Source organism: Actinoplanes sp. URMC 104 (genome assembly GCF_051386375.1).
Taxonomy (GTDB): Bacteria; Actinomycetota; Actinomycetes; order Mycobacteriales; family Micromonosporaceae; genus Actinoplanes.
Genome location: NZ_JBPQTO010000011.1, coordinates 2,781,020 through 2,798,665 on the forward strand (window position 1 = coordinate 2,781,020; position 17,646 = coordinate 2,798,665).

At 73.0% G+C, this 17,646-nt stretch carries 14 protein-coding genes; 7 read left to right on the forward strand and 7 right to left on the reverse strand.

What is annotated here, in order from left to right:
* Window positions 1-183 precede the first annotated feature (183 nt).
* Together ACSNN8_RS38780 and ACSNN8_RS38785 are read right to left on the reverse strand one after the other, a co-directional pair.
* The gene (locus ACSNN8_RS38780; protein ID WP_436655397.1) at window positions 184-849 is read right to left on the reverse strand and encodes a response regulator transcription factor; all 666 of its coding nucleotides are present in this window, start codon (window positions 847-849) and stop codon (window positions 184-186) included.
* On the reverse strand, window positions 846-1,979 hold the full coding sequence (locus tag ACSNN8_RS38785; RefSeq protein ID WP_436655399.1) for a sensor histidine kinase: 1,134 nt from the start codon (window positions 1,977-1,979) through the stop codon (window positions 846-848). The genes ACSNN8_RS38780 and ACSNN8_RS38785 overlap by 4 nt, the downstream gene beginning before the upstream one ends.
* 142 nt (window positions 1,980-2,121) lie before the next feature.
* Between ACSNN8_RS38785 and ACSNN8_RS38790 the strand changes: the two genes are divergently transcribed.
* Window positions 2,122-2,787 carry a hypothetical protein gene (locus ACSNN8_RS38790; RefSeq protein ID WP_436655401.1) on the forward strand — a complete coding sequence of 222 codons (666 nt, stop codon included), beginning with the start codon at window positions 2,122-2,124 and terminating at the stop codon, window positions 2,785-2,787.
* Here ACSNN8_RS38790 and ACSNN8_RS38795 read toward each other — a convergent pair.
* A complete protein-coding gene (locus ACSNN8_RS38795; RefSeq protein ID WP_436655403.1) occupies window positions 2,784-4,304 on the reverse strand; it encodes an alkaline phosphatase D family protein in 1,521 nt (506 codons plus the stop codon). The two genes, ACSNN8_RS38790 and ACSNN8_RS38795, sit on opposite strands and share 4 nt — an antisense overlap.
* Window positions 4,305-4,361: 57 nt before the next feature.
* Between ACSNN8_RS38795 and ACSNN8_RS38800 the strand changes: the two genes are divergently transcribed.
* From ACSNN8_RS38800 to ACSNN8_RS38815, 4 genes are read left to right on the forward strand one after another with little or no spacing between them, the layout of a single operon-like run.
* Window positions 4,362-5,372, forward strand: a complete 1,011-nt coding sequence (locus tag ACSNN8_RS38800; protein WP_436655405.1) for an ArsR/SmtB family transcription factor — start codon at window positions 4,362-4,364, stop codon at window positions 5,370-5,372.
* 28 nt (window positions 5,373-5,400) lie between these two features.
* On the forward strand, window positions 5,401-6,381 hold the full coding sequence (locus ACSNN8_RS38805) for an ATP-binding cassette domain-containing protein (RefSeq protein ID WP_436655407.1): 981 nt from the start codon (window positions 5,401-5,403) through the stop codon (window positions 6,379-6,381).
* Entirely contained in the window at window positions 6,378-7,148 is a 771-nt protein-coding gene (locus ACSNN8_RS38810; RefSeq protein ID WP_436655409.1) for an ABC transporter permease, read from the forward strand. Before ACSNN8_RS38805 ends, ACSNN8_RS38810 begins: the two co-directional genes overlap by 4 nt.
* Before the next feature lie 14 nt (window positions 7,149-7,162).
* Window positions 7,163-7,930, forward strand: coding sequence for an ABC transporter permease (locus tag ACSNN8_RS38815; protein WP_436655411.1), 768 nt, complete (start codon window positions 7,163-7,165; stop codon window positions 7,928-7,930).
* Between the two features lie 6 nt (window positions 7,931-7,936).
* Here the strand turns inward: ACSNN8_RS38815 and ndk are convergent, their stop codons facing one another.
* Window positions 7,937-8,359 carry a nucleoside-diphosphate kinase gene (gene ndk, locus ACSNN8_RS38820; protein WP_436655413.1) on the reverse strand — a complete coding sequence of 141 codons (423 nt, stop codon included), beginning with the start codon at window positions 8,357-8,359 and terminating at the stop codon, window positions 7,937-7,939.
* Window positions 8,360-10,812: 2,453 nt separating this feature from the next.
* Here ndk and ACSNN8_RS38825 point away from each other — a divergent pair.
* Window positions 10,813-12,501, forward strand: a complete 1,689-nt coding sequence (locus ACSNN8_RS38825) for a VOC family protein (protein WP_436655604.1) — start codon at window positions 10,813-10,815, stop codon at window positions 12,499-12,501.
* Between the two features lie 18 nt (window positions 12,502-12,519).
* Here the strand turns inward: ACSNN8_RS38825 and ACSNN8_RS38830 are convergent, their stop codons facing one another.
* The 3 genes from ACSNN8_RS38830 to ACSNN8_RS38840 are packed head-to-tail and all read right to left on the reverse strand — an operon-like array spanning window position 12,520 to window position 16,846.
* Window positions 12,520-12,894 (reverse strand): DUF4233 domain-containing protein, encoded by a 375-nt coding sequence (locus tag ACSNN8_RS38830; RefSeq protein ID WP_436655415.1) that lies wholly within the window; start codon window positions 12,892-12,894, stop codon window positions 12,520-12,522.
* The gene (locus ACSNN8_RS38835) at window positions 12,891-14,216 is read right to left on the reverse strand and encodes a bifunctional folylpolyglutamate synthase/dihydrofolate synthase (protein WP_436655417.1); all 1,326 of its coding nucleotides are present in this window, start codon (window positions 14,214-14,216) and stop codon (window positions 12,891-12,893) included. The genes ACSNN8_RS38830 and ACSNN8_RS38835 overlap by 4 nt, the downstream gene beginning before the upstream one ends.
* A complete protein-coding gene (locus ACSNN8_RS38840) occupies window positions 14,213-16,846 on the reverse strand; it encodes a valine--tRNA ligase (RefSeq protein ID WP_436655419.1) in 2,634 nt (877 codons plus the stop codon). Before ACSNN8_RS38840 ends, ACSNN8_RS38835 begins: the two co-directional genes overlap by 4 nt.
* Before the next feature lie 68 nt (window positions 16,847-16,914).
* Here ACSNN8_RS38840 and ACSNN8_RS38845 point away from each other — a divergent pair, with 68 nt between their 5' ends.
* Window positions 16,915-17,553, forward strand: coding sequence for a hypothetical protein (locus ACSNN8_RS38845; protein WP_436655421.1), 639 nt, complete (start codon window positions 16,915-16,917; stop codon window positions 17,551-17,553).
* Window positions 17,554-17,646 lie beyond the last annotated feature (93 nt).

The window sequence follows — 17,646 nt, forward strand, 5'->3', positions numbered from 1 at the left end:
GTCATGGTCAGACTGCGAGGACGAGCTCACGCCCGCGGTACCACCTCGCTTGACGGATCGCTCCGCCCGCTCATTCGATCGGCTGCCGCCACCCGGTTCTACTGGGACGCAAGGTCCGTTCTTCCGGAAGCTCCCCGGTGATGGCCGGATCATCGCCTGCGCACTCAACAATACCGGGTTTCGTCATCCGTATTCCCGGCCGGGCGTGACCAGCCCGCTCTCGTAGGCGAACGCGACCGCCTGCACCCGGTCGCGCAGGCCGAGCTTGGTGAGCATGCGGGAAAGGTACGTCTTGACGGTCGCCTCGCCGAGGAACAGCTCGGCCGCGATCTCGGCGTTGCTCAGCCCCCGCGCGACCAGCCGCAGCACCTCGGACTCCCGGTCGGTCAGCGTCGCGAGCAGCGCCGACCGGGCCGGGTCCACGCCCGGTGCGGCCGCCAGCGAGCGCAGCACCCGCAGCGTGACCGCCGGGTCGAGCAGCCCGTTGCCCGCGGCGACCGCGCGCACCGCCGCCAGCAGCTGCTCCGGCGGCGACACCTTGAGCAGGAAGCCGTTGACGCCCGCGCGGACGGCCGCCTGCACGTGCTCGTCCTCGTCGAAGGTGGTCAGCACGAGCACCTTGGTGGCGGGCAGCTCGGCGATGATCCGGCGGGCCGCCTCGATGCCGTCCAGCCGCGGCATCCGGATGTCGATCAGCACGACGTCGGGCCGGGTCCGGCGCACCACCTGCACCGCGTCCAGGCCGTCGGCCGCCTCGCCGACCACCTGCAGGTCGCTCTGCGCCTCCAGCAGCATCCGCAGGCCGGCGCGGATCATCGCCTCGTCGTCGGCCAGCACGATCCGGGTCACCGGGCGCCGCCGTACGGGAACCGGGCGCACACCGCGAACCCGCCGCCGGGCCGGTTGCCGACCTCCAGCGTGCCGTGGAACATGCCCACCCGCTCGCGCATCCCGACGAAGCCGTGCCCGCCGGTGTCCCCGGGCGCGGCGGTGACGCCCGGCCCGTCGTCCTCCACCTCCACCGTGAGCGCGCCCGGCTCGTGCCGCAGCCGGACCGTCGTGGGCACGTCGCCCGCGTGCCGCAGCACGTTCGACAGCGCCTCCTGCGTGACCCGGTAGGCCGAGACGTCCAGCGCGCGGGGCAGGTCCGCCGGTTCGCCGACGACCTCCAGCTCGACCGGCAGCCCGGCCGCGCGCACCCCGTTGAGCAGCTCGTCGAGGTTGCCCAGCGAGGGCTGCGGCGCGGGCGGCCCGGCCGCGGACTCGTCGCGCAGGATGCCCACCAGCGACCGCAGCTCCTCCACCGACTGCCGGCCCAGCCGCTCCACGCCCTGCAGCACCTCCGCCTCGACCGAGTGCTCGGCCAGCCGGGTGCGGACCACGCCGACCTGCAGCACCATCACGCTCACCGAGTGCGCCACCGCGTCGTGGATCTCCCGCGAGATGCGGACGCGCTCCTCCACCACCGCCGCGTGCGCCCGGGCCTCGCGTTCGGCGTCCAGCCGCGCGGCGAGCTCGGCCAGCTGCTCCGCCCGCTCGCGCTCGCGCCGCACCAGCCGGCCCACCCACAGCGCCACCCAGTACAGGGCGGTGAAGAAGGCGCTCTCCCACAGGTAGCGCCCGCCGAGCGGCAGCGGGGACAGCGAGAGCAGCTGACCGACGACCGGCGCGACCCACCACCAGCGGTCCGGCCGGCGGCGATAGCCGAGCCAGCCGTAGGTGAGCAGGATGGCGATCACCCCGGCGCCGGTCGGGCCGTTGCCGCCGAGCACCACCGTCACCGGGAACAGCAACCCGATGCCGAGCGCGGCCGCGACCGGGAACCACGTCGCGGCGGCCGTCGCGGCGGCCACGATGACGATCGCCGCCAGCACGGGAGCGGGCGCCGCGCGGTAGCCCGGGTCGAGCAGCAGTTCCGCCGTGCCGAGCGCGGTGAGCAGCACGCACGCGTACAGCGGGGGCGGGATCCGTCGGAGCATGCGGTCACGCTAGCGATCTCGGTGGGTCCCGCTGGTCCACCGCGAGGATGACCGTGACCGCCGTACGGTCCGTCGCGCGGCGGAGCGGGCCGAGCCCACGGAAGGCAGTGCCGGGACGGGCCGCGAAAATAGCGTCTGCGGCATGACAACGACTTCGACGAAGACCCCCGTCCCCACCTTCATGTTCCGGCTCGGCGGCGGCGCGCTGGTCGCCGGCACCGCGCTGTTCCTGGCCGGCATGATCACCTCGCCGGCCGCCGACTCGCACTCGCTCGGCGACTACATCACCTCGCTGGCCCGCGACTCCGTGCTGACCCAGACCTCGGCGCTGCTGCTGCACTACGGCAACCTGCTGATCGGCACCGGCGCCCTGGTGCTGCCGTTCCTGGTGCGCGGCGCCCGCGGCCGGATCGTCACGATCGTCGGCGCCCTGCTGGTGACGTTGGGCTTCCTCAACACCTCGGGCGCGGTGCTCAGCGACTGGTGGAACATGGAGGTCGGCCGGCAGCTGCCGCTCGACCGGGCGGTCTCGGTCGCGCAGGCGGTGCTGGACGCGCCGGGCCTGATGGCGTGGAAGGGGTTGCAGGACATCGGCCTGATCGGCGTGGTGATCGTGCTCGCCGGGCTGGCCCGGGCCGGGGTCGTCCGCTGGTGGCTGGTGCCCGTCCCGCTGGTGTTCATGGCCGCGGCGTTCGCCGTGCCGCTCAGCCTGCCGCTGCTCGTCTCGGCCGTCATCGCGCTGGCGCTGGCCCCGCTCGCCGCGGTCGGGGTGCTGACCGTGCGGCGAGCGGGCCTGGCCGCCGCCTAGGGACGCAGGGTCGTCGACCAGAGCGAGGCGCCTTCACGGTCGCGCAGATGGACCGTGAGGGCGCGCGTCGCGGCGTCGATCTCCACCTCGCCGAAGTGCTGGAACCCGTCGGCCGGCGACGTGCCGGCCGCGGGTGGTGCGTTCACGAAGGCCGTCCGCGGCCCGAACGTGCCGTCGAGGGCGTTCGGGCCGAAGGCGCCCGCGTGCGCCGGGCCGGAGACGAACTCCCAGAACGGCGTGTAGTCCTGGATCGCCGCGCGGGCCGGGTCGTAGTGGTTGGCCTGGGTGTAGTGCACGTCGGCGGTCAGGAACACGATGCCGGTCACCCCGTGCCGGTGCGCCGACTGCAGCACCTGGGCGAACTCGAGTTCGCGGCCCTTCGGAGCGCCCGGGTCGCCCTGGGCCACGCCCTCCTGGGCTCCTGCGCCGTCCGGCACGACCAGGCCGAGCGGCAGGTCGTTGGCGATCACCTTCCACGTCGCCCGGGACTCGCGCAGCCCGCGGATCAGCCACTGCCGCTGCTCGGCGCCGAGCAGGCCACGCCGCGGGTCCGCGTACGTGTTGCCGTCGTTGGCGTCCTTGAACGTGCGCATGTCGAGCACGAAGATGTCGAGCAGCGGCCCGTACGAGATCTTCCGGTACACCGGACCTTCCCGGAACGGCGTCGGCACCCACTCGTGGTACGCCTGCCGCGCCAGCCCGGCCAGCACGTTAACCCGCTTCTCGGTGTAGCGGGCGTCGTCGAGGATCTCCCCCGGGTACCAGTTGTTGGTGACCTCGTGGTCGTCCCACTGGTTGATCTGCGGCACCTCCGCCGCGAACGCCCGGTACGCGTCGTCGAGCAGGTTGTACGCGTACTGCCCGCGGTACTCCCGGAGGGTCTCGGCGACCTTGAGCTTCTCCTCGGTGACGACGTTGCGCCAGACCCGCCCGCCGGGCAGCGTCACCGTCTCGGTCAGCGGACCGTCGGCATAGACGGTGTCGCCGCTGTGCAGCAGGAAGTCGGGCCGGCGGCGGCGCATCGACTCGAAGATCTTCAGTCCGCCGTACGCGGGGTCGATGCCCCACCCCTGCCCGACGACGTCGCCGGTCCAGACGAACCGGATGTCGCCGCGGCGGACGGGCGCGGTGCGCAGCGACCCGCTGACGTACGCCCCGAACAGGCCCGGGCGCTCCAGGCTCCCCGCGCGCACCCGGTAGTGCAGGCGCTCGCCCGCGGGCAGCCCGCGCAGCGTGAGCTTCCCGGTGAGGTCGGTGTCCGGCGTGACGACCGGCCCGCGCAGCACCCGCCCGCCGCGGAAGTCCGGCCGCCTGCTGACCTGCACCCAGAGCCGCCCGGGCCGGTCGGCGCGGCTCCACACCACCGCCGAGCCGCCCACCGGGTCGCCGCTCTGGACGCCGTGGGTGAGGACCGGCCGGTGGCCCGCCGCGGAGAAGGCGGGCGCACCCCCGGCCACGCCGAGCACGCCGCCCGCGACACCGGCGCGCAGCAGATTCCGTCGTGAGATCGAGGTCATGACTGATGCCTGTCGATCCGGGTGGCCTTGTGGTAGCCGTTCCCTAAACTTCACGACGTGATCCGGATCGAGATCGATGAACCCACGCTGTCGCGCACCCGGATCGCCATCAGCCCGTTGGCGGAGGTGGCGTGCAGCCTCTTCCTGCTGGAACGGCTGCAGACGGTGCCGTGGCCGTACGACAGATGGGCCCGCCGCGCGCGCGAGATCCTGCGCACCGACCCCGCGACCGAGCCGGTCTCGCTCTATCTGAACCTGCCGTCGGTCTCGCCGGACTTCCTCTGCCCGCCGCCGGCGACCCCGATGCCGACCATCGCCGAGCAGCTCGACCAGCTGCGCGCCACGCCGGCCGAGGTGATCGAGGCCGAGCTCGCGAAGCACTACCCGGACGGCGACGTGCTCGAGCTGCTGCGCCCGTTCCGCGACGACCGGCAGGCCGCGCTCGACCGGCTCGCCGACGGCATCGCCGCGTACTGGGAGGCGGCGATCGCCCCGCACTGGCCGGCGATGCGGGCCGCGCTCGACGAGGAGGTGCTGCTGCGCGCCCGCGCGCTGGCCGCCGAGGGGCCCGACGCGCTGCTCGCCCGGCTGCACGACCGCATCCGCTGGGAGCGGCCGGTCCTCACCCTGGTCAAGCCGCTGGACCAGGCCTTCGAGGCGGTCGACCAGCGGCTGCTGCTGGTGCCGCTGATCTTCTCGCGCGGCTCGCTGATGTGCTCCGGCGACCAGCCCGACCTGATCATGGTGACCTACCAGGCGCGCGGCGCCGCGCTGCTCGCCGAGACTCCCGCCGCCCCGCCGGCCGACGACCGCCTGGCCATCCTGGTCGGGCGCGGGCGTGCCGCGGTGCTGCGGGCGCTGACCGTGCCGGCCACGACCTCCGCCCTGGCCACCGCGCTCGGTCTCGCCCCGAGCACAGTCTCGGAACACCTGGGCGGCCTGCTGGCGGCCGGGGTCGTGCACCGCCGCCGGGCCGGTCGCCGGGTGCTGTACGGGCTGGAGACCGCCGGAACCGCCCTGGTGACGCTGCTCGGCGAGGATTCGGCGCGTACCGAATTCGTTTCCTAGCCCGTGATCGGTCTCTAGCGTTCGGCGCATGGGGAGCGAACACGCCATCGAGGCGGAGAACCTGCGCCGGACCTACCGGGCGCGCACGGGCTGGCTCAGGCCCCGCCGCACCGAGGTGGAGGCGGTCCGCGAGGTGTCCTTCACGGTCGGCCGCGGCGAGCTGTTCGGCCTGCTCGGCCCGAACGGCGCGGGCAAGACCACCACGATCAAGCTGCTCAACACCCTGCTGATCCCCACCTCGGGCACGGCCCGGGTGTGCGGCCACGACGTGCAGCGGGAGACCCGGGAGGTACGGCGGCGGATCGGCTACGTCTTCGGCGGCGACCGCGGGCTGTACGACCGGCTGTCCGCGCTGGACAACCTGCGGTACTTCGCCGAGCTGTACGGGGTGGCGCCCCGCGACCAGAAGCGGCGGATCGCCGAGCTGCTCGACCTGGTGGGCCTGGCCGGGCGCGAGCGGGAACGGGTCGAGGGCTACTCGCGCGGCATGCGGCAGCGGCTGCACATCGCCCGCGGGCTGCTGCACGCGCCGGACGTGCTTTTCCTCGACGAGCCCTCGATCGGGGTCGACCCGGTGGCGGCGCGCGAGCTGCGGCGCACGGTCGCCGGCCTGGCCGCGACGGGGACGACCGTGCTGCTCACGACCCACTACATGGCCGAGGCCGACGAGCTGTGCGACCGGATCGCGGTGATCGCCGACGGGCGCATCCAGGCGCTGGGCACGCCCGCCCAGCTGCGGCAGCGGGCGCAGGGGCGACGGGTGGTGGAGGTCGAGGCGTACGGGGTGCCGGAGAGCGCCGTGCACGCCCTGCGCGACCTTCCGGGCGTACGGGAGACCGCCGTCGAGGCCCGGGGCGCGGTGCAGCTGCTGACCGTCCACTCCGACGCCCACGTCGACGTGCAGGGCGACGTGCTGCGCGAGCTCGCCGGCATCCGCCTCGGCCGGGTGGACAGCCGCGAGCCGACGCTCGAGGACGCGTACGTGGCGATCGTGAGCGCCGCCGCATGAGCGTCGCGCGGATGCTGACGATCGGCACGCTGCTGCACGCCAAGCAGCTCAGCCGGTCGCCGCTCGAGATCGCGATCGCGCTCGTCGTCCCGGTCGTGCAGGCCACGCTGGCGTTCTACCTGTTCCGCTCCGGCGGCGAGCAGCACCGGCTGCTCGAGGCCGCGGTCGGCGCCGGCGTGATGGGCGTCTGGTCGTCCGTGCTGTTCGGCTCGGGCGGCGCGATCCAGAACCAGCGCTGGCAGGGCACCCTCGAGATGATCATGTTGGCGCCGCGGCGGCCCGTGCTGGTCGTCCTGCCGATCACCATCGCGACCGGCCTGACCGGCACCTATGCGTTGCTCGCCACGCTGGTGTGGGGCCGGCTGCTGTACGGCATCCGCCTCGACTTCGCGCACCCGGCCGCGTTCGTCGTGGCCGCCGTGGTCTGCGTGGTCGCGCTGGGCATGTCCGGCCTGCTGCTGGCGGCGACGTTCGTGCTGATGCGCAACGCGAACGCGCTCGCCAACACGCTGGAGTATCCGGTGTGGCTGGTCTCCGGCATGCTCGTGCCGATCACCGTGCTGCCCGCCTGGACCACTCCGGTCGCCGCGGTCCTGCCCACCACCTGGGGCGCCCGGGCGCTGCGCGAGGCCACCGGCGGCGGCCCGGTCTGGCCGTCCGTCGGCATCTGCCTCGGCATCAGCCTGCTCTTCCTGGCGCTGGGCGGCCTGGCCCTCACCCACGTCGAACGCCGCGCCCGAGCGGCCGCCACCCTGGCGCTCGCATGAAGACACTCCGCCTGATGACCGTCGGAGGCGTGATCGCCTACCGCGCGCTGTTCAACTGGACGACGCCCGGCATGTTCGTCTGCACGCTGCTGGTCGGGCCGCTGTTCCAGCTGCTGTTCTTCGCCTACCTCGGCCGGCAGTTGCAGGTCGCCGACGACCGCTTCTACATCGTCGGCAACGCCGTGCTCACCGCGTCGTTGGCCTGCGTATTCGGCGGCACCATGGCGGTCGCGAACGAGCGCCGCTACGGCACGCTGGGCCACGTGCTGCTGTCGCCACGCAGCCGGACCGCGGTGTTCTGGGGGCGCGTTCTCCCGTACGCGGGAAACGGTCTGCTGATCGCCGCGGTGACGCTGGCGGCCGGCGCGCTGCTGCTCGGGCTGCGCATCCCCTTCGGCGCGCTGCCGGGGCTGCTGCTCGCGATGGCCGCCGGGTCGCTGTCGTGCGGGTTCTTCGGGCTCACGCTGGGCGCGCTCGGCCTGCGCTTCCGCGACGTGTGGGTCGTCTCGAACGTCTCCTCCGCGCTGTTGCTGCTGCTCACGGGGGTCAACGTGCCGGCGTCCGACCTGCCCGGCCGGATGGTGGCCGTCGGCGAGTGGCTGCCGATCACGCACGCGGCCGAGGCGGCCCGGCGGCTCGCGGCCGGAGACGGACTGGCCGCGGCCGCGCCCTGCCTCGGCCAGGAACTCCTGGTCGGAGCCGGGTACGCGGTCGCGGCCGTCGTCCTGCTGCGGATCTTCGAGGCCGAGTCGCGCCGGACGGCGTCGCTCGACACGCTCTGATCGCGGTCAGAGCGCCAGGTCGGGGAACCAGAGGGCCAGCTCGCGCTTCGCGCTCTCCGGGGAGTCGGACGCGTGCACCAGGTTCTCCCGGTTGGACAGCGCGAAGTCGCCGCGGATCGTGCCCGCCGCCGCCTTGCGCCCGTCGGTCGCGCCGATCATCGAGCGCACCACGTCGATCACCTCGTCGCCGCTGAGCACCACCGCGACCAGCGGACCCGACGTCATGAACTGCTTGAGCGGCGGGTAGAACGGCTTCTCGACGTGGTCGGCGTAGTGCTGGTCGGCCAGCGCCGCGTCCATCGTGCGCATCTCCAGCGCCTCGATCACGAGGCCCTTGCGCTCGAAGCGGGCGAGGACCTCGCCCAGCAGTCCGCGGCGGACCGCGTCGGGCTTGACGAGCACGAGCGAGCGCTCGGTGGGGCTGGGCACGACGTTCCTCCTGGTGCATAAGGGGCTGGGTTTCAGCCTATCGGTACCGGGAATGCGCCGAGCGCCAACGCCGGTACTACCGCACTTTCGCTCATGCTCGGCCGGGCAATAACCTGTCTGAAACGAGCGGGAGGTCCACATTGGCGAACCAGACCGGACGTCCGATCGCGCCGGCGCGCAAGCTGGTCGCGGCGGTCGCGGGCACGATCGCGGTCTTCGTGGTCGCGCTGGGCTTCGGCATGTCCAGCCTGGGTGTGGTCATCTTCGGCATCGCGCTGCTGGCCCTGGCGGTCGCGCTCGGCCTGGTCAACAACCTGGTGCGCCGCGGCGCCCGGGCGTGGGTGGCAGGCACCGCCGAGGTCCGCTCGATCACGCCGCCGCCGGCGACCACGGCGGTCTACGGCCGGGCACGCATCCAGGCGGTCGTCGTCGCCCCCGGCCTGCCCACCAGCGAGGTCGAGATCAACGAGTCCCGCATCCCCGTGGTGAAGTGGCCCGAGCCCGGTGACACCCTGCCGATCACCGTCGACGTCGACGACCAGCGCCGCGTCAAAATCAACTGGGACGAGGCAGCCCCCCGCGAGCGCGGCGAGGACCCGCCGCCCCCCGTCACCGAGTTCGACGACGAGACCGAGTCCGACGACGTGTCCGCCCTGCTGGGCGACGTCGAGCCGCCCCCGTGGGCCAACCGCGACCGCTCGTGGGGCCGCGGCCCCGACGAGCCCCCGCCCCCGCCGCCGCCCGGCAGCTCACCCCCGCCCGACGCACCCCCGCCCGCCCCCACCGGCGGGGCCTCCCACCTCGACTCCGAGGAGTACTCCGAGAGCCCCGTCGTGGTCCGCGACACCCCCGCCGGCCCGGTCCTGGAGGGCGAATTCTTCAACCACGACGACCCTTCCCCCCTCCCCCGCCGCGCCGCCGCCTCCGTCCCTTCCGACGCCGAGAGCGACCTCTCCCCCACCTCCGCCGGCGACCTTTCCGACGCTCCCGGCGACCCCTCCCGCCCTGCCGAAGACCCCTCCCGCCCGGCGGACGAACCCTCCCGCCCGGCCGGTGACTCATTCGACGCTCCCGGCCGATCCTCCGACCTCTCCGGCACCCCCGGCAGCACTTCCGGCACTCGCGACGACTCCTCCGGCGTGCCCGGCGGCCCCTCCCCCTCCGCCTCCACAGGCGACCCCGGCCGCCGATCTCCGTCGGCCTCACGAGAACCCGCCGCCGAGTTCTTCCCCGCAGACTCCTCGACGGCCACGCCGGCCGCCGACGCTCCTGACGTGGCCTCCTCGAGCCCGGCCCATTCCGGCGCTACCGCTGCCGCAGCCGCCGCCGGCGCAGCCGCTGGAGCCGCCACCTCGCGCTCTACCGGCAGGCGTCCGAGCCCGCGCCCCCGAGGCGGCGCGACCACCGCCACGGCGGAGCCCACCACCGCCCACGCGTCCGCCCCTCCCACCCAGCGCGAACCCCACCCCGACGACGCCGTGCAGACCGACATCCCGCTCGACGACCCTGCGTCGCCCACCACCGGCCCGACCTCCACCGTCCATCGCCGCCCCGAGCCCACCGCGACCTCCACCCCCGCCACCCCGTCGCCGGTCAGCTCGTTCCCCACCGCCCCGCAACCTTCCACCCCACGCCCGGCCGCACCGCCGCCGTCGACCCCTCACCCGGCAGCCGCAGCCCCCCGCCCCCGCACCGACGACGAGATCGACCTCCCCCTCGACGGCGACCCCGACCCGGCCCCCGAGACCACCCCCGCGGCAGCCGAGGCCCGAGCCGAAGACCTGATCGCCCCGCCTCCACCCAGCACGCCCCCCTCCACGCGCTTCGTCTCGAACGCTGCCCACGACGCCACCGCCCCGTCCCCCCGCCGCGCTCCCGATGCCGCCGCGCCGACCTCCCCAGTGCCCACCCCCGAGCCCGAAGCGCGGCACACACCCACCCCGTCCTCCCACGACATCGACGAGGCCGCTCCCCACCAGAACCATTCGTCCACCGCGGCCCGCACCACAGACGAGCCACCGGCCCGCTACGCCGCAGTCCCCATCACCCCCGACGAGCCCACCACCCCCACCCAGCGCCACCCCGCCGACGACCCGACGGCCCTCCCGCAACGCCAGCAAGCCGCGACCCCCGTCACCGCTGACAACCCGGCAGCTCCGGCACAGCGTCGCCCCGCCGCCCACGTCCTCCCTGACGAGCTCGCGAACCGGGAACAGCACCAGCCCGCCGCCGCCCGTGACGAGCCGTCGGCCGCTGAGCACGGCAGCTACCCCGCAACTCCCAGCGAGCCGTCGGTTGCTGAGCAGGACCGCTACGTCGCCGCCTCCGACGAGCCGACGCCCCCTACGCAGACCCGTTACGCGGCCGTCCCGGTCACCTCCGACGAGCCCGAGCCCGCCAGGCAGGACCCCCACGCCGTCACGCCCGACGAGCCCGCAAGGGCGTCGGCCCACATGCCGGTGGCCGATCCTGGACCGTCCGCGCCCGATGAGGACCCCCGCGAGACATCGTCCGAGCCGGCAACGTACGGCCCCCCGAGCCCCGAATCGGCAACGGACGAAGACCCGGCCCAGCCCGCGTTCCACCCCGAGCCGGCGCCCGCCAAGCGGACCGGCTTCTTCGCCGGCGCGGTAGGCGCGGCCGCCGCCGCTGTGGCCGCCGTCAGAAAGGTCGGCAAGTCCGACCGCGACGACCCCACGCCGCACCAGCGAAACGATCCTGAGGCGACCACCGACGAAACCGCCTGGTCCACCTCGGCCCCCACCACGGAGGGCGCCCGCGCCGAAAGCCTCTCCGAGCCCGATCCTGAGCCTGAGCCCATCGACCAGCCGTCACCCTTCGACGACCTCACCTCGGCGCCGCTGTTCTACCCCGAGCCGCGGCCGATCGACGAGGAGACGTCCACCCCTTTGCCGACGCCCATCCCGAGCGCCGGCACCACCGAGCCCACGGCCGCCCACGCCACAGCGACACCCCCCGACCGGGCCCAACAAGCACCACCCACACCCGCCCCCGCCACAGCGCCACCCACATCGGGTCTGATCGCAGCGCCGCCCACATCGGGTCCAAACACAGCGCCACGCACCTCCGGCCCTACCGCAGCGCCGCCCACACCGGTTCCCGCTGCCGCGCCGCCCACCTCTGGTTCCGCAGCAACACCCACACTGGGTCCCGCCACCGCCGCGTCACCCACACCGGGTCCCGCCGCCGCGCAGCCCACATCAGGTCCAGCGGCAGTGCCAGCCACCCGTGTCACCGCCGCGGAGTCGCCCACCCTCGGTCCGGCGGCAGAGCCGTCGACGCCCGGCTCAGCAGAAGTGCCGAGTCACGCCGAGGCACTCTCGACCGCCGCCGACGCCCAAGAGCCGGCACACCCAACGCCCACCCCAGACCCCAGCACTCAAGAGCCGGCACACCCAACGCCCGCCCTAGACGCCAGCATCCGAGAGCCGGCACACCCCGCCCCCAGCCCCGACGTGAGCGCCCAACAGTCGGCACACCCAACGCCCGCCCCAGACGCAAGCGCACCACCAGCAGAGACCTCCACCCGATCGGCACAACCGGGAGCCCTCACAACGCCGCTCCCCGGCCACCCCCAGCCCTCCCCCGCCGCCGCAGCCCTGGCAGCAGCAGCGGCGGCCGCAGCGGCGCAGGACCACGGCCCCTGGGCCGACCTGGCCGGCGCCCCTACCCCCGCCCTCGCTTCCGAGCCCGACGACCGCACAGCCGACGTCATAACCGCATACCCCAGCGCCCGCCCCGGCCCCGCCGGCGCGATCCACGGCGTCGGCATCACCGTGCTGGTCACCGACTTGGACCGCTCGACCGCCTTCTACCGGGACACCCTCGGGTTCTTCGCGATCGACAGCGGCGAGGGCAGCGCCGTGCTGGCTTCCGGCGACACCCGGCTCGTGCTGCGAACCGTTCACGACCTGTCCGCCGAGGTGGGCCGGCTGATCTACCTCAACCTGGAGGTGGGCGACGTCGACGCCGTCTATCGGGAGCTGCTCGGCAAGGGCGTCGAGTTCGTCCACCCGCCGCGGCCGGTGAACCGCGGCGACCGCCTGGAGCTGTGGTCCGCCAGTTTCCGTGACCCGGACGGCCACAACATCGCCATCACCCAGTGGCGGGCGGTCCATTGATCGCCGGGGGCGGCCGGCCTACTGCCCCGTGATCGTCCGCCGGACGTGCAGGGCATAGACCCACGCCGCCCCGAAGATCAGCCCCAGCACGGTCAGCGACCAGTGGAAGAGGCCGCTGACCAGCAACAGCGCCTGCAGAACCGTGCCGGCGTGCCACACCCACCGGCGGCGCATCATGCCGGCGAGCAGCGCCGCGAGCACGGCGAGCGCCACCACCCACCAGATACCCCACCCCTCGAGGCCGCCGCCCAGGATGCGGATGGGCTGGATCGCCAGCAGCAGGACGATGGCCTCCAGCACGAGGGTTCCCGCGCCCAGACCCCGTACGGCCGCCTGGGGGTTGCGAAGCCCGGAGCGCGGGGCGGGCTCGTCGTCGGGGCCGGGCGTGGTCATCGCTTGAGCAGCTTCCGCGCGTCGGCGACCGTGACCACCGAGCCCGTGATCAGCACCGCGACGCCGCTGAGCTCGCCGGACGCGTCCTCCTCGGCGAGCACCACGGCCTCCTCGATCGCGTCCGGCATGGTCCGCGCGATCGTGACCCGGTCCTCGCCGAAGATGCCGCTCGCCACCTGCGCCAGCTCGTCGACCGGCATCGACCGCGGCGAGCTGTTCTGGGTGACCACGAGGCGCGCCACCACCGGTTCCATCAGGTCGAGCAGCCCGGAGACGTCCTTGTCGGCCATCACCGCGACGACCGCGACCAGGTGCCGGAACGCGAACTCCTCCTCCAGCGCGGTCACCGTCGCGGCCATGCCGTGCGGGTTGTGCGCGCCGTCGAGCAGGATCGTCGGCGCGCTGCGCACCCGCTCGAGCCGGCCGGGCGAGTCGACCTGGGCGAACCCTTCCCGTACGAGCTCCACCTCCAGCTGTTTGCCGGCGCCCGCGCCCAGGAACGCCTCGACGGCGGCCAGCGCCAGCGCCGCGTTCTGCGCCTGGTGCGCGCCGAACAGCGGCAGGAAGATCTCGTCGTAGACGCCGCCGAGGCCTTGGAGCGTGAGCAGCTGACCGCCGACCGCCTGGTTCCGCTCGATCACGCCGAACTCGCTGCCCTCGCGGGCCAGCGTCGCGTTCATCTCGGTGCAGCGCTCGAGGATCGGCCGCATGGCCTCCTCCGTCTGCAGCGCCGTGACCACCGTGGCGCCCTTGTGGATGATGCCCGCCTTGGCCCAGGCGATGTCCTCGATGGTGTCGCCGAGCCACTCGGTGTGGTCGAGCCCGATCGGGGTCATCACGCAGACGCCGGCGTCGATGACGTTGGTCGCGTCCTCCTCGCCGCCCAGGCCCACCTCGACGACGGCGATGTCCACGGGCGCGTCGGCGAAGGCGGCGTACGCCATCGCGGTCGTGACGTCGAAGTAGGTGAGCGGCTCGGAGTTGCGGGCGTCGATCAGCTCGGCGAGCGGCGCCACCTCGTCGTACGTGGCCGCCAGCCCCTCCTCGGAGATGGGCTCGCCGTCGAGGCTGATGCGCTCCCGCACCGTCTCGAGGTGCGGGCTCGTGTAGCGGCCGGTGTGCAGGCCGTGCGCCCGCAGCAGCGCGTCGATCATGCGGGCCGTGCTCGTCTTGCCGTTCGTGCCGGTGAGGTGGATCGCCGGGTAGGCCCGCTGCGGGCTGCCGAGCACGTCCATGAGGTCGCGGATCTTCTGCATGTCGAACGCCATGCGGGTGAAGCCGCGCGCGTCGAGCGCGGCTTCCACCTCTGCGTAAGTGCTCATGCTGAAGGCAACGCTTCCAGGGCCGCGGCAATTCGCGTGAGATCCGCCTCGGCGGTCGCGAGCCTGTCCTTGATCTTGGCGACGACGTGCTCGGGCGCCTTGCCGACGAACGACTCGTTGCCGAGCTTGGCCCGGCACTGGGCCGCCTCCTTCTCGGCGGCCGCGCGGTCCTTCTCGAGGCGGGCCCGCTCGGCCGCCACGTCGATCGTGCCGCGGGTGTCGAGGTCCACCGTGATCGCCCCGGACACCGCGAGCGTCGCCGTCGCCGTGAACTCGGGGCCGGGCGCGTCGAGCCGGGCCAGCGAGCGGATCAGCCCCTCGTGCGTGTCGATGCCGACGGTGCCCAGGCCGGTGAGCGCCGCGGACACCCGCTGGCTCGGCTTGAGGCCCTGGTCGGACCGGAAGCGCCGCACCTCGGTGACCACCTTCTGCAGCGCGGCCAGCTCCTCCTCGGCGGCGTCGTCGATCAGCGCCTTGTCGGCGGCCGGCCACGACGCCCGCACGACCGTCTCGCCACCGGTGAGCGCGATCCACAGCTCCTCGGTGACGAACGGGATGACCGGGTGCAGCAGCCGCAGCAGCTGGTCCAGCACGTGCCCGAGGACCCGGCGGGTGGCGCCGTTGTTCTCCGACGCGAGCACCGGCTTGCTGAGCTCGAGGTACCAGTCGCAGACGTCGTCCCACGCGAAGTGGTAGAGCGTGTCGCAGACCTTCGCGTACTCGTACGCCTGGAACTGCTCGTCGACCTCACCGATCACGTGCTGCAGGCGGGACAGGATCCACTTGTCGACCGCGGACAGCTCCTCGGCCGGCGGCAGCGGGCCCTCGACCGTCGCGCCGTTCATGAGCGCGAACCGGGTCGCGTTCCACAGCTTGTTGCAGAAGTTGCGGGAGCCCTGGCACCACTCCTCGCTGATCGGCACGTCGGAGCCGGGGTTGGCGCCGCGGGCGAGCGTGAAGCGGGTGGCGTCGGCGCCGTAGCGGTCGATCCAGTCCAGCGGGTCGACCACGTTGCCGAACGACTTCGACATCTTCTTGCCGTGGCCGTCGCGGACCATGCCGTGCAGGTTGACCACGTCGAACGGTTGGACGTCGTCCATCGCGTACAGCCCGAACATCATCATCCGGGCGACCCAGAAGAACAGGATGTCGTACCCGGTGACGAGCACGCTGGTCGGATAGAACTTCTCAAGTTCGGCCGTACGCTCGGGCCAGCCCATCGTCGAGAACGGCCACAGCGCCGAGGAGAACCACGTGTCGAGGACGTCCTCGTCCTGCTTCCAGCCCTCGCCCGACGGCGGCTGCTCGTCGGGGCCGACGCACACCACCTCGCCGTCCGGCCCGTACCAGACCGGGATGCGGTGCCCCCACCACAGCTGACGCGAGATGCACCAGTCGTGCATGTTGTCGACCCAGGCGAAGTACCGCTTGGACAGCTCCGCCGGCTCGATCGTCACCCGCCCGTCGCGCACGGCGTCGCCCGCCCGCTTGGCCAGCGGGCCCGTGTTGACGAACCACTGCAGCGACAGCCGCGGCTCCACGGTGGTCTTGCACCGCGAGCAGTGACCGACCGAGTGCACGTACGGCCGCTTCTCCGCCACGATCCGCCCCTGCTCCCGCAGCGCGGCGACCACGGCGGGCCGGGCCTCGTAGCGGTCGAGCCCCTCGAACGGCCCGTGCACGGTGACGACCGCCCGCTCGTCCATGACGGTGATGCTCGGCAGGTCGTGCCGCTGGCCGATCTCGAAGTCGTTGGGGTCGTGCGCCGGCGTCACCTTGACCGCGCCGGTGCCGAAGGACGGGTCGACGTGCTCGTCGGCCACGATCGGGATGCGCCGGCCGGTGAGCGGCAGCTCCACCTCGGTGCCGACCAGGTGCTTGTAGCGCTCGTCGTCCGGGTGGACGGCCACCGCGGTGTCGCCCAGCATGGTCTCGGCGCGCGTGGTGGCGACCACGATCGCGTTGTCGCCGTCGCCGTACCGGATGGAGACGAGCTCGCCCTCGTCGTCGGTGTGCTCCACCTCGATGTCGCTGAGCGCGGTCAGGCAGCGCGGGCACCAGTTGATGATCCGGTTGGCCCGGTAGATCAGCTCGTCCTCGTACAGCCGCTTGAAGATCGTCTGGACGGCCCGCGACAGACCCTCGTCCATCGTGAACCGCTCGCGCGACCAGTCCACGGAGTCGCCCAGCCGGCGCATCTGCCCGAGGATCGCGCCGCCCGACTGCGCCTTCCACTCCCAGACCTTCTCGACGAACGCCTCACGGCCCAGGTCGTGACGGGACAGCTGCTGCGCGGCGAGCTGACGCTCCACCACGTTCTGCGTCGCGATGCCCGCGTGGTCCATGCCCGGCAGCCACAGCACCTCGAAGCCCTGCATCCGCTTGAGACGCGACAGCGTGTCCTGGATGGTGTGGTCGAGAGCGTGTCCGACGTGCAGCGACCCGGTCACGTTGGGCGGCGGGATGACGATGGAGAACGCCGGCTTGTCGCTGGCCGGATCCGCCGTGAAGTACCCGGCCGATACCCACTTCTCGTACCGCCGCTGCTCTACCTCGCCCGGCTGGTACTGAGCGGAGAGTTCACCGGTGGGCCGGCTGTCGGGGGTGCGGTTCTGGGTCGTCTCGGTCACCCGACAAGTCTACGGATGCCGCGCCGGAACCCCGAAGTCGCACTACCCCACCTTGCTAGGCTCCTGCAATGCCCGAGCCCGGCACCAACCCGATCGACATCGGCACCCACGATCTTTTCTCACCGGAGCAGGAGCCCGCGGCCGAACCCAAGACCCGAGGCCGCGTACGCCGTACGCTCATCATCGTCCTGCTGGTGATCGCGGCCGCCGCCGTCGTGACGCTCATCCTCACGAGCTGGCGCATCATCGCCCAGAAGGACGCCAAGCTCACGGCGCCCCGACAGATCGGCGCCCTCCGGCTCGACGCCTCCGAGAACGGCGTCACCACCGCCGACTACCTGCAGACCGCGCTCGCCGCCGAGGTGGAGCTGGACCGTACGGTCGGCGCCGTCTATCAGGAGGCCGGCGACAAGGACGTGCTGTTCCTCGGCGGGACCGGGCTCATCTGGACGCCCTCCAAGGACCTCGACGCCGCCATGTCCTTGATCGCCGACAAGGAGGGCTCGGTGACCGGCCTGCACGAGGTCGACCCCGGCCCCCTCAAGGGCGTCATGAAGTGCGGCCTCACGAAGACCCCCGACGGCGACCTCACCGTCTGCGGCTGGGCCGACCACGGCAGCCTCGCGCTCGCGCTGTTCAACAACCGCACCGAGGCCGAGGCAGCCCCGCTGATGCGCACCATCCGCGACGCCGCCGAGACCCGCTGACAGCCGGTCAAGTTCCGTCGCCGGCAGGCCGCTGCCCAACCCCTGACTTCAGTTTCCGGTGCCCTTGGGCACCGGTTCTCGGCCAGGCCCGGA

Bases quoted from the DNA above. Each gene is read 5' to 3' on its own strand.
- ACSNN8_RS38815 (WP_436655411.1), top strand. From the start codon at position 7,163: ATGACCGTCGGAGGCGTGATCGCCTACCGCGCGCTGTTCAACTGGACG.
- ACSNN8_RS38805 (WP_436655407.1), top strand. From the start codon at position 5,401: ATGGGGAGCGAACACGCCATCGAGGCGGAGAACCTGCGCCGGACCTAC.
- ACSNN8_RS38825 (WP_436655604.1), top strand. From the start codon at position 10,813: ATGCCGGTGGCCGATCCTGGACCGTCCGCGCCCGATGAGGACCCCCGC.
- ACSNN8_RS38810 (WP_436655409.1), top strand. From the start codon at position 6,378: ATGAGCGTCGCGCGGATGCTGACGATCGGCACGCTGCTGCACGCCAAG.
- ACSNN8_RS38835 (WP_436655417.1), bottom strand. From the start codon at position 14,216: ATGAGCACTTACGCAGAGGTGGAAGCCGCGCTCGACGCGCGCGGCTTC.
- ACSNN8_RS38845 (WP_436655421.1), top strand. From the start codon at position 16,915: ATGCCCGAGCCCGGCACCAACCCGATCGACATCGGCACCCACGATCTT.
- ACSNN8_RS38795 (WP_436655403.1), bottom strand. From the start codon at position 4,304: ATGACCTCGATCTCACGACGGAATCTGCTGCGCGCCGGTGTCGCGGGC.
- ACSNN8_RS38790 (WP_436655401.1), top strand. From the start codon at position 2,122: ATGACAACGACTTCGACGAAGACCCCCGTCCCCACCTTCATGTTCCGG.
- ACSNN8_RS38830 (WP_436655415.1), bottom strand. From the start codon at position 12,894: ATGACCACGCCCGGCCCCGACGACGAGCCCGCCCCGCGCTCCGGGCTT.
- ACSNN8_RS38785 (WP_436655399.1), bottom strand. From the start codon at position 1,979: ATGCTCCGACGGATCCCGCCCCCGCTGTACGCGTGCGTGCTGCTCACC.